Raw genomic sequence first — 13,355 nt, forward strand, 5'->3', positions numbered from 1 at the left:
GTCCTGCTCAGTCGTCGGCGAGGTCATCGGTGTCGGCGGGACTCTCGGTGAGCTCGCGACGCCCACCCGGCGTCAGGCGCTTCGCCGTGGACCCGATAGCCCTGCCGCTCCTCGAGACGCCGCTCACGATCGCCCCGCCGGCGTGCCGGATCGTGCGGGTGGCCGCACGCTCGATACGCGTCGCACCGGGTCGCGGCTCGAGATCGGGGGGCAGGATCGCAGGGGGGAGGCCGAAGGCGCGGCGGGAGTTGACCAGCACACGCCGCCCCAGGATGTTGTTGCCCGCGCCGCCGATCGCCGCGCCGATGCCGAACGGCAGCGCCTTGCCGATCCACGAGGCACCGCCGCGCGCCGCGAACTGGTGGATGAAGGTCGTCTTGAGGCGATCGACGAGCGGACCCATGGCCGCGCGGGGGAGCGTCTTGGTCACGAGCTCGCCCCAGTACCGGTCGCGGGTCGGTCCCTTGCCCGCGACCTGGCCGGCGAGCTGCGACACCAGGTCGACGCCCTCTTTGCCGAGCATGAGGGTGAGCACGAGAGCGCGCGCCCGGTCGGGGTCGGCGACGGGGATGCCGTGCACCTCGGTGACCGACTGCGCGAAGAGCGCGGTCGCCTCCAGGAACGCCACCGTCTCGACGCCGCTCAGAGCGAGCGTGATGCCCGTGCCGATGCCGGGGACGACAGCCGTCGCACCGACTGCGGCGCCGCCGGTCGTGACGGCCGTGAGATAGCGGCGCTCGAGGATCCGCACGATGTCGGCGGTCGAGGCATCCGGATGGCGCAGGCGGATGCTGCGCAGATGCGCCAGCACGACAGGACGCTGGATGGCGAGGACGCGGTCCAGCGCGCGGATCGTGCGCGGATGCTCGTCGGAGCCCGCAGGCGGAAGCCCGCCCTGCCACGGCGAATCCGCGGGGAGCGTGTGGATCTGGTGCACCTTCTCGGCCATCGGGCCGATCCTATGCGCCGGAACCCGAGCGTCGGCCCGGGGTTGACAGATTCTGCCGGATCGGGGTCAGACGTACAGGTTGGCGCGCTCGAGGTCTTCGGCGAAGTCCACCTCGACGGCGTACAGGTCGGAGATGTCGAGCGGCTCGAGCAGGAGGCCGTCTTCGGCGATCGCCAACTCGAGACCGCGCTCGAAGTAGTCCTGGTCGTCGACGCGCGTCAGCTGGCGGATGAAGGCCTTCTTGTCGCGACTCGAGACGTAGTTGATGCCGACGGCCTCGCCGATGCCGCCCTTGACGGTCTTGGAGAGCTCGTTGATGAAGCCCTCGGTCGTGACCGTGTACTTCACCTCTTCGTCGCTCACCTTGGAGGTGTTGACCGTCACGAAGGACTGGTCGCGCTCGATGAGCTCGATGGCGCGCCCGAGCACCAGCGGATCGAAGACGACGTCGCCGTTCATCCAGAGCACGCCGCCCTTGCCGGTCGTCGTCAGGGCACGGAGCAGGCTCTTGGAGGTGTTCGTCTGGTCGTACTGATCGTTGTAGACGTAGTCGACCGTCGGGAACGCCTCGACGATGGTCTCCGCACGGTAGCCCACGACGGTGGTGATCTTCGCGTCGGCGCCGAAGGCCGCGCGGATGTTGTCGTGCTGCTGCTGCATGATGCTGCGGCCGTCGCCGAGCTCCGTGAGCGGCTTGGGAAGGCTGCGGCCGAGGCGCGAGCCCATTCCGGCTGCGAGGATGACGGTCTGAAGGGTCAAAGGTCTGCTCCTGAAGTGCGTGATTCACTGTCGGTTCACCGACTCGACACCCCTTCGTGCCGTGACCATGGTAGCGATGGCACCTGGGAACGTGCAGAATGGTGCGCCGCCGTTGCCGATTCGTGACATAACGACGTTCCCGAGACTCGGCGTCACGCGTTGCCCCTCTTCCAGGGCCACTTGATACCTTGGATCGGTGACAGCCTCCCTCCCGGTGCCGAACGACATCGATCCGGAAGAGCCGGACGGTCACGACAGCGCGCCGATCGTGTCGCTGCCGTCGGGCCCGAAGGCGGCGTCCGTCGAGCGTGTCGGACCGCGCAAGCCCCCGCGCAAGAAGGGCGCCGGCAAGGGCAGGAGCCCGGCCGCGAAGCCCGCCGATCCCGGTCCGCCGCCGCCCCTCCCGGCCGACCTCGACGTCGCCGGCCTCGCCGCCGCCGACATCGTCGTTCCGCCCAAGCCGCCGCTTCCCGACCGCGAGCCCGCGCAAGCCCCGGAGACCGAGGCCGACCCTGCGCCGGAGGCCGAGGCCGAGGCCGAGCCCGCGCCGGAGACCGAGGCCGAGCCTGCGCCGGAGGTCGAGGCGGAGCCTGCGCCGGAGGTCGAGGCGGAGCCTGCGCCGGAGGTCGAGGCGGAGCCTGCGCCGGAGGTCGAGGCGGAGCCCGAACCCGCGATGGCCGAGACACCCGTCGCCCTGCCCATCGAGGCGGAGCCCGAACGCGCGCCGGAGGCCGAGCCCGAGGCCGAGGCGCACGTCGACGTTCCCGAGGTGCTGACCGCGCCGGCCGGAGCGGGCGACGTCCTGGTCCTGCGCGGGGTGTCCAAGCGCTTCGGCGACACCCACGCCGTCGACGGCATCGACCTCACCGTCCCCGCGGGGACGTTCTACGGGCTGGTCGGTCCGAACGGCGCGGGCAAGACGACGACCCTCTCGATGATCGCCGGGCTCCTCGAGCCCGACCGGGGCTCGATCAGCGTCGGAGGCGTGGATGCGGCATCCGATCCCCTCGGCGCGAAGCGCGTCATGGGCGTGCTGCCCGACCGGCTGCGCACGTTCGACCGGCTGACCGGGCGTCAGCTCCTCTACTACTACGGGGTGCTGCGCGGCCTCGCGCCCGCCGTCGTCGAGAGCCGCACGGCCGACCTCGCGCGGGCGTTCGACCTCACCGACGCGCTCGGTCGCGTGGTCTCGGACTACTCCGCCGGCATGGCGAAGAAGGTCATGCTCGCCGGTGCTCTCATCCACTCCCCGCGGCTGCTCGTGCTCGACGAGCCGTTCGAGGCCGTCGATCCGGTGTCGAGCGCCATCATCCTCGACATCCTCTCCGCCTACGTCGCCCACGGGGGCACGGTGATCCTCTCGAGCCACGGCATGGAGCTCGTGGAGCGCGTCTGCTCCCGAGTGGCGGTCATCGTCGCCGGGCAGGTCCTCGCAGAGGGCACGATCGACGAGGTACGCGGCGAGCTCAGCCTCGAGCAGCGCTTCGTCGAGCTCGCGGGCGGGCTCAGCGACGTGGAGGGTCTCGAGTGGCTGCACACGTTCTCCGACTGAGGCTCGCGCTGCTGTTCGGCGCCCTCCGCGGCGACGGCGGCCACGTGTTCCGGGTCGTCCTCGGGCTCGTCCTGCTCGTGGGCGCCACGGTCGCCGCCTGCGTGGCGCTGCTCACGCTCCGGGATGCCGGCATCGACGTCGTGCTCGCCGTCACCGTGCTCGGCGGGTCCGCAGTCACCCTCGGCTTCGCACTCGCGCCGCTGCTCGGCGCCGTCGACGACCCGCTCGACCCGCGGCGCTTCTCGCTGCTCCCGCTCGACCGGCGCCGGCTTGCCGTGGTCCTCGCGGCCGCGGGTCTGATCAGCGTTCCCGTCCTCGCCCTGCTCGCGATCGCGATCTGCGCCGCCGTGGTGTGGAACGAGAGCGGAGCGAGCGTGCCGGCCGCCGTCGGGGGAGTCGTCGTCGGGGTGCTCACCTGCGCCATGCTCGCGCGCGTGTGCATGGCCGTCGCGTCACTCTTCCTCCGAGACCGCCGCTCGCGCGAGCTGTCGGGGCTGTTCCTGCTGGTGATCGTCATCGTGGTCGTCCCGGTCGGCGTGTTCCTCGCCTCACTCGAGTGGGAGGGGACTGTCCCGTCGCAGCTCTCGCAGGCCGTCGAGTCGCTCGCGGTGACCCCGATCGGGGCCGCGTGGGCATTCCCCGGCCTGTTCGCCGTCGGCGCGGAGCGGGCCTGGCCGTCGGTCCTCGTCGCCGTTGCGACGCTCGTCCTGCTCGTCGTGCTCTGGGCGTGGGTCGTCAAGCGCCTTCTCACCACGACGGAGCGCCCGACCTCGGGCCGCGAGCGCGGGGGACTGGGCTGGTTCGGTGTCGCACCGGGCACGCCCGGCGGCGCGGTGGCCGCGCGCAGCCTCGTGTACTGGTTCCGCGACCGCCGGTACATCGTCAACGTGCTGGTGATCCCCGTCGCGGCGGCCGCGACCGTCGTGCCGCTGCTCATCGCGGGGGTGCCTCTCGAATCGGCGATCCTCGTGCCCGTGCCGTTCGCCGCTCTGCTGCTCGGGTGGCTGCCGCACAACGACATCGCGTACGACTCGACGGCGGTGTGGATGCACATCGCGAGCGGCACGCGCGGCGTATCGGATCGCGTCGGGCGTCTCGTCCCCGTCCTGCTGATCGGCATCCCTCTCCTCGCGGTCGCCATCCCGGTGGCGATCTCGCTGCACGGTCGGTGGGCGATGCTTCCCGCGATGGTCGGCGTCTGCGTCGCGCTCTTCTTCGCAGGGCTCGGACTCTCCAGCGTGTCGTCCGTCATCGCGCCGTACGCCGTGTCGCGTCCCGGCGAGAGTCCGTTCCAGCAGCCGCAGCGCACCGGCGCGAACGGCGCGATCTCTCAGGGCGTGGTCATGGTGGGGGCGATCCTCGTGAGCGTTCCGGCGCTGTGGTGCGCGTGGATCGCGCTGACGCGCGACATCGACTCGGCCATGCTCGCGCTGTGGGCCGGGCTGGCAGCCGGACTGGGTGTGCTGCTCATCGGCGTCACGGCCGGGTCGATGCTCTTCTCCCGTCGCGGCGGCCGGCTGATGGAGTTCGCGGAGTCGACCTGATCGGCCGCGCCGCCGACCCGTCGGCGGGCTAAACTGACTGACCATGAGCACCCCTCTCGAAGGCCCGGACCAGGGCGGTCTGGCCACCCTCGACCGAGAGCTCGAAGAGCTCATCCGCGAAGAGAACATCGAACCCGGAGACCACGAGCGCTTCTCGCACTACGTGAAGAAGGACAAGATCCTCGAGTCGGCCATCACCGGCAAGCCGGTGCGCGCGCTGTGCGGCAAGAAGTGGACACCGGGGCGTGACCCCGAGAAGTTCCCGGTCTGCCCGACGTGCAAAGAGATCTACGAGTCGCTCGCCAAGTGAGGCCCGCGGGGCCCGCCCGGCATCATTCCGCGTCGGTGTAGACCGTCGGAATGGCCGGGTCCGCACGGCTGAGCGCGAGGGCACGAACCGGCAGCTCCTCGCGCGCGAACGCGTGGTGGGCGCGAGCCGCCTCGACCCCGTCGCGGCCCTCGTGCGCGGCATCCGCCTCGCCGGCCGTCATCAGCGTGACCTGCAGAGCCCGCGCGTCGGGGTGGGATGCCGCGGTCGAGACGTCCTCGAACCCGTCGGACACGACGATCAGCTCGCTCGTCGCGGTGCCGCGGTCGAGAGTGCGGAACGCGGCCTTGCGGCCGCCCTTGGACCCCTTGTCGGTGGAGGCCTTCGCGACGGCGATCCAGCCTCCCGCGGCATCCTGTCGCGCGACGAGCTTGTAGACCATGCCGGCCGTCGGGGTGCCCGATCCGGTGACGACGGACGTGCCGACGCCGTACGCGTCGACCGGGGATGCCGCGAGCGCCGCGATCGCGTATTCGTCGAGGTCGCTCGTCACGGTGATCCGCGTGCCGGTCGCTCCGAGCTCGTCGAGCTGGGCGCGCACCTCGGCGGCGACGAGCGGCAGGTCTCCCGAGTCGATGCGCACGCCGCCCAATCCTGTGCCGGCGACCCGGATCGCCGTGGCGACGCCCTCGCGGGTGTCGTACGTGTCGACGAGCAGGGTGGTGTCGACGCCGAGCGCGTCGATCTGCGAGCGGAAGGCGCCCTCCTCGGTGTCGTGCAGCAGCGTCCACGCGTGGGCGGCCGTGCCCATCGTCGGGATGCCCCATGTACGGCCGGCCTCGAGGTTCGACGTGGCGCCGAACCCGGCGATGTACGCGGCGCGGGCGGCGGCGACGGCCGAGGACTCGCCGGCGCGGCGCGAGCCCATCTCGGCGAGCGGACGGTCGCCGGCGGCGACGACCATGCGCGCCGCAGCGGTGGCCACGGCCGAGTCGTGGTTGAGCACGCTGAGCGCCAGCGTCTCGAGCACGACGGCCTCGGCGAAGGTCCCCTCGACGGTCAGGATGGGGGAGCCGGGGAAGTACAGCTCGCCCTCGCGGTAGCCGGTGATCGAGCCGGTGAAGCGGTAGCCCTCGAGGAAGTCGAGGGTCGCGGCATCCACCACCCGCTCGTCGCGGAGGAACCGCAGCTCGTCGTCGCCGAAGCGGAAGTCGCGGACGAGGGACAGCAGCCGCCCCGTCCCCGCGACCACGCCGAAGCGGCGGCCGCCCGACAGCCTGCGGCCGAAGAGCTCGAACACGCAGCGTCTGTCGGCTGTGCCGTCGCGCAGAGCGGCGTCGAGCATCGTGAGCTCATAGCGATCGGTGTGCAGGGCGCTCGAAGGCTGCATGTCGGTCAGCCTAGTGAGGTACTGGCGTAGGCTGGATCATCGTGAAGGACGCACCCATCGGAATCTTCGACTCCGGTGTCGGCGGTCTCACCGTGGCCCGCGCCGTATCGGCGCAGCTGCCGCGCGAGTCGATCCTCTACATCGGCGACACCGCGCATTCGCCGTACGGACCCAAGCCGATCGCCGACGTCCGCCGCTACTCCCTCGAGATCCTCGACACGCTGGTCGATCAGGGCGTCAAGATGCTCGTCATCGCCTGCAACACCGCGTCCGCCGCGATGCTGCGCGACGCGCGCGAGCGATACGACGTGCCGGTGGTCGAAGTGATCGGGCCTGCCGTGCGCACCGCGATGTCGACGACCCGCAACGGCAGGATCGGTGTGATCGGCACCGCGGGCACGATCGGCTCCGGGGCCTACCAGGACATGCTCGAGGTCAACGAGCGACTGACGGTCTCCGCACAGGCGTGCCCGCGTTTCGTCGAGTTCGTCGAGGCCGGGGTCACCGACTCGCCCGAGGTGCTCGCCACCGCCGAGCAGTACCTCGCGCCGTTGCGCCACGCGGGCGTCGACACCCTCGTGCTCGGCTGCACCCACTACCCGTTCCTCGAAGGCGCGATCAGCTACGTGATGGGCCCCGACGTGTCGTTGGTGTCGAGCGACACCGAGACCGCCAAGGACGTCTACCGCCAACTGGTCTCCCGCGACCTCCTCGCGGGCCCGGATGCCTCGCCCACCCACGTCTACGAGGCGACGGGTGCGTCGGCCGACGACTTCCTGCGCCTCGCCCACCGGCTCATGGGCCGCGAGGTGCGCGAGGTGCAGCTCGTGCAGACCGGCGCCATCCCCACCATCCCGCCGCGCTGACGGCATCCATGTCCCAACATCTCGCTTACATGTCCCAGATTCGGTCGGTGTGAACCATCGATACCGGCAGAATTCGGGACATGTACGGTCCGATCAGGAGCCCCAATGACTGAAATCACCCGCGCCGACGGCCGCTCCGTCGACCAGCTTCGCCCCATCACCATCGAGCGGGGCTGGAGCAGCCACGCCGAGGGATCGGCGCTCATCTCATTCGGCGGCACGAAGGTGCTCTGCACGGCGTCGTTCACGAACGGCGTTCCACGCTGGCTGACGGGCAAGGGCAAGGGCTGGATCACGGCCGAGTACTCGATGCTCCCGCGAGCGACCAACAGCCGCAACGATCGCGAGAGCGTCAAAGGCAGGATCGGCGGACGAACCCACGAGATCTCGCGGCTGATCGGCCGCGCGCTGCGCGCCGTCGTCGACACCAAGGCCCTCGGTGAGAACACGATCGTCATCGACTGCGACGTGCTGCAGGCCGACGGCGGCACACGCACCGCGGCGATCACCGGCGCGTACGTCGCCCTGGCCGACGCCATCGAGTGGGGCCGGGCCAAGAAGTTCATCGGGCAGAAGGCCGTGCCGCTCATCGACTCGGTGGCGGCGGTCTCGGTGGGGATCATCGACGGCGAGCCGATGCTCGACCTCGCCTACGTCGAGGACGTGCGCGCCGAGACCGACATGAACGTCGTCGTCACCGGTCGTGGCCTCTTCGTCGAGGTGCAGGGGACCGCAGAGGGGGCGCCGTTCGACAAGCGCGAGCTCGACGCGCTGCTCGACCTCGGCGTCGCCGGCTGCGCGGACCTGCGGGTGCACCAGCTCGCGGCACTGCAGCCCGCCGAGAGCGCGGAGTGATGGCGCATCCCGCCGACGCGGCGGACGCGGTGGCCGCGGTCGTCGCGGAATCGGCGGCCGGTCCGGCGCAGCTGCGCCAGGTGGTGCTCGCGACGCACAATCGTCACAAGGTCGAGGAGTTCCAGGCCATCGTCGCCGCGACGAGGCCCGACCTGCAGGTCATCGCCTACGACGGCCCCGAGCCCGTGGAAGACGGCGTGACGTTCGCCGAGAACGCGCTGATCAAGGCGCGTGCCGCTGCGGCGCACACCGGGCTCCCTGCGCTTGCCGATGACTCGGGCATCTGCGTCGACGTTCTCGGCGGCGCCCCCGGGGTGTTCTCCGCGTACTGGGCGGGCCATGCGAAGGATGCCTCCGCCAACCTGAACCTGCTGCTCGACCAGCTGTCCGACATCTGCGATCCACACCGCACGGCCCAGTTCGTGTCGACGATCGCGCTCGTCGTGCCCGGCGACGCATCCCGCGAGGAGGTCGTCGAGGGGCGCTGGCCCGGCCGCCTCGCCGCCGCGGCCTCGGGCGAGGGCGGGTTCGGATACGACCCGGTGTTCGTCCCCGACGGGCAGCCCGCCGGCGCCGAGCGATCGGTCGGTGAATGGTCCGCGGCGGAGAAGAACGCGGCGTCTCACCGCGCCCGCGCGTTCGCGGAGCTCGCTCCGCTGCTCGCCGGGCTCTGACCTCATTCCGGGAGTGAGAATCACGATCATTCCCGACTAGCGCGATCGGCGCGCCCCGGCCGAGCCGCGGGCTTAGCCTGGGCACATGCACGATCACGCGAACGCCTCCGAGGGCGGCATCCGCGGGGCGAGCAATCGCCGGCTGCTCGCGCTCTCGCTCGCGATCACGACGGTCGTCATGATCGTCCAGGTCGTCGGCGCCGCACTCTCGGGATCGCTCGCGCTGCTCGCCGACGCCGCGCACATGTTCACGGATGCCGCGGCCCTCGTCATCGCGCTGGTGGCCACGTCCGTGGCGGCGCGGCCGGCGAACGACCGCCGAACGTTCGGGTATCAGCGCGCCGAGGTCTTCGGGGCGCTCGTGAACGGCGTGATCCTCATCGTGCTGTCCGTGTGGGTCGCGGTGGAGGGAGTGCAGCGCCTCCTCGATCCGGGCGAGGTCGAGGTCGCCGGCGGACTCATGCTGGCGGTGGCCGTCGTCGGGCTGATCGCGAACGGGGTCGCGATGTGGCTGCTGAGCTCGGCCCAGCGGCGCAGCATCAACGTGCGCGGCGCGTACCTCGAGGTGCTGGGCGATCTGATCGGCTCTGCGATGGTCATCGTCGCTGCGATCGTGATCGTCACGACGGGGTGGGTGCAGGCCGACGCGATCGCATCGCTCGTGATCGCCGCCATGATCATCCCGCGCGCGATCGGCCTGCTGCGCGAGGTCGTGTCGGTGCTCGCCGAATCCGCACCACAGGGCACGCACGTGCGCGACATCCGTGAGCACATCCTCTCGACTCCCGGCGTGGTCGACGTCCACGACGTGCACGTATGGCAGCTCACCCGCGGCGCGCCCGTCTTCACCGCCCACGTGGTGGTCGACGACGCCGCGATGCGCGACGGGAGCGCCTCGGGCATTCTGAGCACGCTCCAGTCGTGCCTCTCCGAGCACTTCGACGTCGAGCACTCGACGTTCCAGCTCGAGCCCGCGGGGCACGTCGAGCACGACGCCCACGCCTGACCCGCCGGCTCAGTCCTCACGACGGACGGCGTCGGGGCTCTTGTCGGGTCGCAGCCCCCGCCAGCGGGAGTGGCGGAGGATGCCGCCGGGAGTGAACTCGCCGTACTCGACCTCGCCGACGAGCTCTGGTCGCACCCACAGCGCGTCGCTCGCGTCGAGTGCCGGCACGCCGACCATGGGGTTGTCGTCGGTGCGCAGCGGCGTGAGCTTCCTCAGCAGCGTCGCGAGCGTCGAATCGCTGAACCCGCTGCCCACGCGACCGGCGTACTGCAGGCCGTCGGGGCCGGGGATGCCGAGGAGCAGCGAGCCGAACGTGCCGCTGCGCCCGCCCTTGCCGGGACGGATCCCGGCGATCACGACCTCCTGCGTGCGGGTGTGCTTGACCTTCAGCCACGACTCCGAGCGACCGCCCCGCACGTAGCGCGAGCCCGGGTCCTTCACGACGATCCCCTCGAGCCGCAGCCGCGCGCTGGCGTCGAGGGCCGCGTCGACGTCGTCGAACACCGGCGGGACGACGATCGCGGGGATGGCGCGGGCGGCTCGCTTCTCCAGGATGCTTCGCCGCTCGCTCAGCCGCAGGCCGGCGACGTCGCGGCCGTCGTCCGAGAGGACGTCGAAGAGGTAGTAGCGCACCGGGGTGCGCCGGGCCTCGCGAGCGATCTCGCCGGGCCGCTCGAGGTTCATGCGGGTCTGCAGGAGCGGAAAGCTCGGACGACCGTCGGGCTCGAGTGCGACGAGCTCGCCGTCGACGACGGCGGGTGCCTCGCCGAGCCCGGCGTCGAGATCGGTCAGCTCGGGATAGCGGTGTGTGAGCTCGTTGCCGCTGCGGGCGAACAGGCGCAGGCGGGAGCCGTCCCACACTCCCACGGCACGGATGCCGTCCCACTTCGCCTCGACCCACGCGGGGTCGCCCCAGCGCTGGGCCGCCTGGCGTGCGAGGCCGGGGGTGGCCGAGGTCGAGAGCATCGGGCGGAGGAGCTCCGCGCGAGGCAGCGTCGAGCGCGAGGTGACGGAGCGGCGCGGCTCGTCGGCCTGCGGGCTCGGCTCGACGGGCATTCCGTCCGGCTGCGGCCTGCCGGCGGCATCCGTCTTCATCCGGTGCAGCAGCCAGCTCGACTTCTCGCCTTCGCCCTCGGTGCGGATGAGCGCGAGGCGGACCCGACCCAGAGGACCGCCTGGCCGACCCTCGAGGGTCGCGATGACCTCGTCGTCGCGCCACTTCTCCAGCTCGTACCTGCCGTCGTCCCAGATCGTGACCGAGCCGCCTCCGTACTCGCCGGCGGGGATGGTGCCCTCGAACGACGCATAGTCCATGGGGTGGTCCTCGGTCATGATCGCCAGGTTGTTCCGCTTGTAGGAGTGCGGTACGCCGCGGGGCACCGCCCAGCTGACGAGCACGCCGTCGCGCTCGAGCCGGAAGTCCCAGTGCAGAGCGGTGGCGTGATGCTCCTGGATGACGAAGATCGGCATCTCGCGGTGCGGCGTCGCGCCGAGCGGGTTCTCGGGCACCGGCTCCGGGGTGCGCGAGGCGCTCCGCTTCGAGATGTAGGCCGACAGCGGGCCCGTCTCCGCCTCGCGACCCCCGGCGTGGAAGCCGAGCGCCTCCATCGGGTCGCCGATCTCGTCCATGCGGTCGAGCACCTCGTCGAACAGCAGATGCCGCAGGCCGGGATCGTCGAGCTCGTCCCACGTGCGCGGCGCGGCGACGGTGGGATGCGCACGGCCGCGCAGCGAGTAGGGGGCGATCGTCGTCTTGGCGCCGTTGTTCTGGCTCCAGTCGATCAGCACCTTGCCGTGCCGCTCCGTCTTCTTCATCGAGCTCACGACCAGGTCGGGGTGGTCGGCCTCGATGGAGCGTGCCAGCTCCTTCGCGATCATCGACGCCTGCTCGGTGGACTGACCTGGCGGGAGCGCCGTGTACAGGTGGATGCCCTTGCTGCCGCTGGTCACCGGGTAGGGCTCCAGACCCATGTCCGACAGGATGCCTCGTGCCCAGCCGGCGACGAGCGCACATTCCGGCAGCCCGGCGCCGGGGCCGGGATCGAGGTCGAGCACGAGCCGGTCGGCGAAGCCGCGCTCGCCCTCGGGTGTGAACCGCCATTGCGGCACATGCAGCTCCAGGCTCGCGACCTGGGCGAGGTAGACGAGCGTCGGGATGTCGCCGATCAGCGGATAGTGCTTGGTCCCTGTCGAGTGGGGGATCGGCATCCGCTTCACCCATGACGGGGCGCCGCGCTCGAGGTCCTTCGCGAAGAACACCATGCCGGGTTCGTCATCGGTGCCGACGCCTTCGGGCCAGCGCTTGCGGGTGACGGGCCGGCCGATCACGTGGGGGATCAGCAGCGGGGCTATGCGCGTGTAGTAGTCGATCACCTCCCCCTTGGTCGTGCCGGTCTCGGGGTAGAGGACCTTGGCGAGGTTGGTGACGCGCAGGCGCCGCCCGCCGATGCTCACGAGCTGCTCGGCCGACCCCTTCGCCCACGCCTGCGCCATGGGCCCATCCTGCCGTGTCGGGCGAGGGGAAGCAGCCCGGACTAGCCGTGACGGGTGTGACCGGTGTTCACTGGTGTGATGAGGGCGATCTGGAAGGGCGCGCTGACCTTCGGTCTGGTCAACGTGCCGGTCAAGGTGTATTCGGCGACCGAGGACCACGACGTGTCGCTGCACCAGGTGCACAACAAGGACGGCGGGCGCATCCGCTACCAGCGCGTCTGCGAGATCGACGGCGAGGTCGTGCCGTACCAGGACATCGACAAGGCGTACGACGACGGCGAGAAGACCGTCGTGCTCACGAAGGACGACTTGGCGTCGCTGCCGGCGGAGAAGAGCCGCGAGATCGACGTCGTCGAGTTCGTTCCGAGCGACCAGGTCGACCTGCTCACCCTCGACAAGGCGTACTACCTCGAGCCCGACAGTGCGTCGCCCAAGGCGTACGTGCTGCTGCGCCGGACGCTCGAGCAGACCGACCGCACGGCGATCGTCCGGTTCTCGCTGCGTCAGAAGACGCGCCTCGCCGCTCTGCGCGTGCGCGGCGACGTGCTGGTGCTGCAGACGCTCCTGTGGGCCGACGAGGTGCGTGAGGCGGCGTTCCCGGCATTGGACGAGACCGTGCGCATCTCGGCGAAGGAGCTCGAGCTCTCGGCATCCCTCGTCGAGAGCTTCGCGAGCGACTTCGATCCGTCGGAGTTCGCCGACGAGTACCAGGACGAGCTGCGCACCCTCATCGACGCGAAGCTCGAGCAGGGCGACGCGCTGGACACGTCCGAGACGTTCGGCGACCACGAGGAGGAGGACACCGGGGGAGAGGTCATCGACCTCATGGAAGCCCTGCGCGCGAGCGTCGAGAAGTCCCGCGCCGCCCGCGAGGGCGGTGCGTCGAAGGCTGCGCCGAAGAAGGATGCCGCGGCCAAGCCCGCCGGCAAGACCACGGCCGCGAAGTCCGCCGCAGCGAAGAAGCCCGCGACGAAGAAGAAGACCGCGAAGGCGTCGTAG

12 protein-coding genes are annotated in these 13,355 nt (G+C 70.9%); 8 read left to right on the forward strand and 4 right to left on the reverse strand.

The window, feature by feature from the left end:
- Nucleotides 1-7 precede the first annotated feature (7 nt).
- Both EER34_RS09695 and EER34_RS09700 read right to left on the reverse strand, forming a co-directional pair.
- Nucleotides 8-949 (reverse strand): hypothetical protein, encoded by a 942-nt coding sequence (locus tag EER34_RS09695; protein WP_240642268.1) that lies wholly within the window; start codon nucleotides 947-949, stop codon nucleotides 8-10.
- Between the two features lie 66 nt (nucleotides 950-1,015).
- Complete coding sequence (locus EER34_RS09700) at nucleotides 1,016-1,708, reverse strand: phosphocholine cytidylyltransferase family protein (RefSeq protein ID WP_127474411.1); 693 nt, start codon at nucleotides 1,706-1,708, stop codon at nucleotides 1,016-1,018.
- Nucleotides 1,709-1,904: 196 nt separating this feature from the next.
- Here EER34_RS09700 and EER34_RS09705 point away from each other — a divergent pair, with 196 nt between their 5' ends.
- The 3 genes from EER34_RS09705 to EER34_RS09715 are packed head-to-tail and all read left to right on the forward strand — an operon-like array spanning nucleotide 1,905 to nucleotide 5,114.
- A complete protein-coding gene (locus tag EER34_RS09705; RefSeq protein ID WP_240642271.1) occupies nucleotides 1,905-3,260 on the forward strand; it encodes an ABC transporter ATP-binding protein in 1,356 nt (451 codons plus the stop codon).
- Nucleotides 3,236-4,804 (forward strand): hypothetical protein, encoded by a 1,569-nt coding sequence (locus EER34_RS09710; RefSeq protein WP_127474412.1) that lies wholly within the window; start codon nucleotides 3,236-3,238, stop codon nucleotides 4,802-4,804. The genes EER34_RS09705 and EER34_RS09710 overlap by 25 nt, the downstream gene beginning before the upstream one ends.
- Nucleotides 4,805-4,847: 43 nt before the next feature.
- A complete protein-coding gene (locus tag EER34_RS09715; protein WP_127474413.1) occupies nucleotides 4,848-5,114 on the forward strand; it encodes a DUF3039 domain-containing protein in 267 nt (88 codons plus the stop codon).
- A 22-nt stretch (nucleotides 5,115-5,136) separates the two neighbouring features.
- Here EER34_RS09715 and EER34_RS09720 read toward each other — a convergent pair whose 3' ends face one another.
- The gene (locus tag EER34_RS09720; RefSeq protein ID WP_127474414.1) at nucleotides 5,137-6,462 is read right to left on the reverse strand and encodes a nicotinate phosphoribosyltransferase; all 1,326 of its coding nucleotides are present in this window, start codon (nucleotides 6,460-6,462) and stop codon (nucleotides 5,137-5,139) included.
- A 41-nt stretch (nucleotides 6,463-6,503) separates the two neighbouring features.
- Between EER34_RS09720 and murI the strand changes: the two genes are divergently transcribed.
- From murI to EER34_RS09740, 4 genes are all read left to right on the forward strand, one after another.
- Nucleotides 6,504-7,328, forward strand: coding sequence for a glutamate racemase (murI, locus tag EER34_RS09725; RefSeq protein WP_127474415.1), 825 nt, complete (start codon nucleotides 6,504-6,506; stop codon nucleotides 7,326-7,328).
- 105 nt (nucleotides 7,329-7,433) lie between these two features.
- Nucleotides 7,434-8,183, forward strand: coding sequence for a ribonuclease PH (rph, locus tag EER34_RS09730; RefSeq protein ID WP_127474416.1), 750 nt, complete (start codon nucleotides 7,434-7,436; stop codon nucleotides 8,181-8,183).
- A gap of 71 nt (nucleotides 8,184-8,254) precedes the next feature.
- Nucleotides 8,255-8,857 (forward strand): RdgB/HAM1 family non-canonical purine NTP pyrophosphatase, encoded by a 603-nt coding sequence (rdgB, locus tag EER34_RS09735; RefSeq protein WP_240642338.1) that lies wholly within the window; start codon nucleotides 8,255-8,257, stop codon nucleotides 8,855-8,857.
- 85 nt (nucleotides 8,858-8,942) lie between these two features.
- A complete protein-coding gene (locus EER34_RS09740) occupies nucleotides 8,943-9,863 on the forward strand; it encodes a cation diffusion facilitator family transporter (protein ID WP_127474418.1) in 921 nt (306 codons plus the stop codon).
- Between the two features lie 9 nt (nucleotides 9,864-9,872).
- On the opposite strand, the gene EER34_RS09745 is transcribed toward EER34_RS09740, so the two are convergent.
- On the reverse strand, nucleotides 9,873-12,356 hold the full coding sequence (locus tag EER34_RS09745; protein WP_127474419.1) for an ATP-dependent DNA ligase: 2,484 nt from the start codon (nucleotides 12,354-12,356) through the stop codon (nucleotides 9,873-9,875).
- Nucleotides 12,357-12,434: 78 nt separating this feature from the next.
- On the opposite strand from EER34_RS09745, the gene ku reads away from it, so the two are divergent.
- Entirely contained in the window at nucleotides 12,435-13,355 is a 921-nt protein-coding gene (gene ku, locus EER34_RS09750) for a non-homologous end joining protein Ku (protein WP_127474420.1), read from the forward strand.

The organism is Microbacterium sulfonylureivorans, assembly GCF_003999995.1.
GTDB classification, from domain to species: domain Bacteria; phylum Actinomycetota; class Actinomycetes; order Actinomycetales; family Microbacteriaceae; genus Microbacterium; species Microbacterium sulfonylureivorans.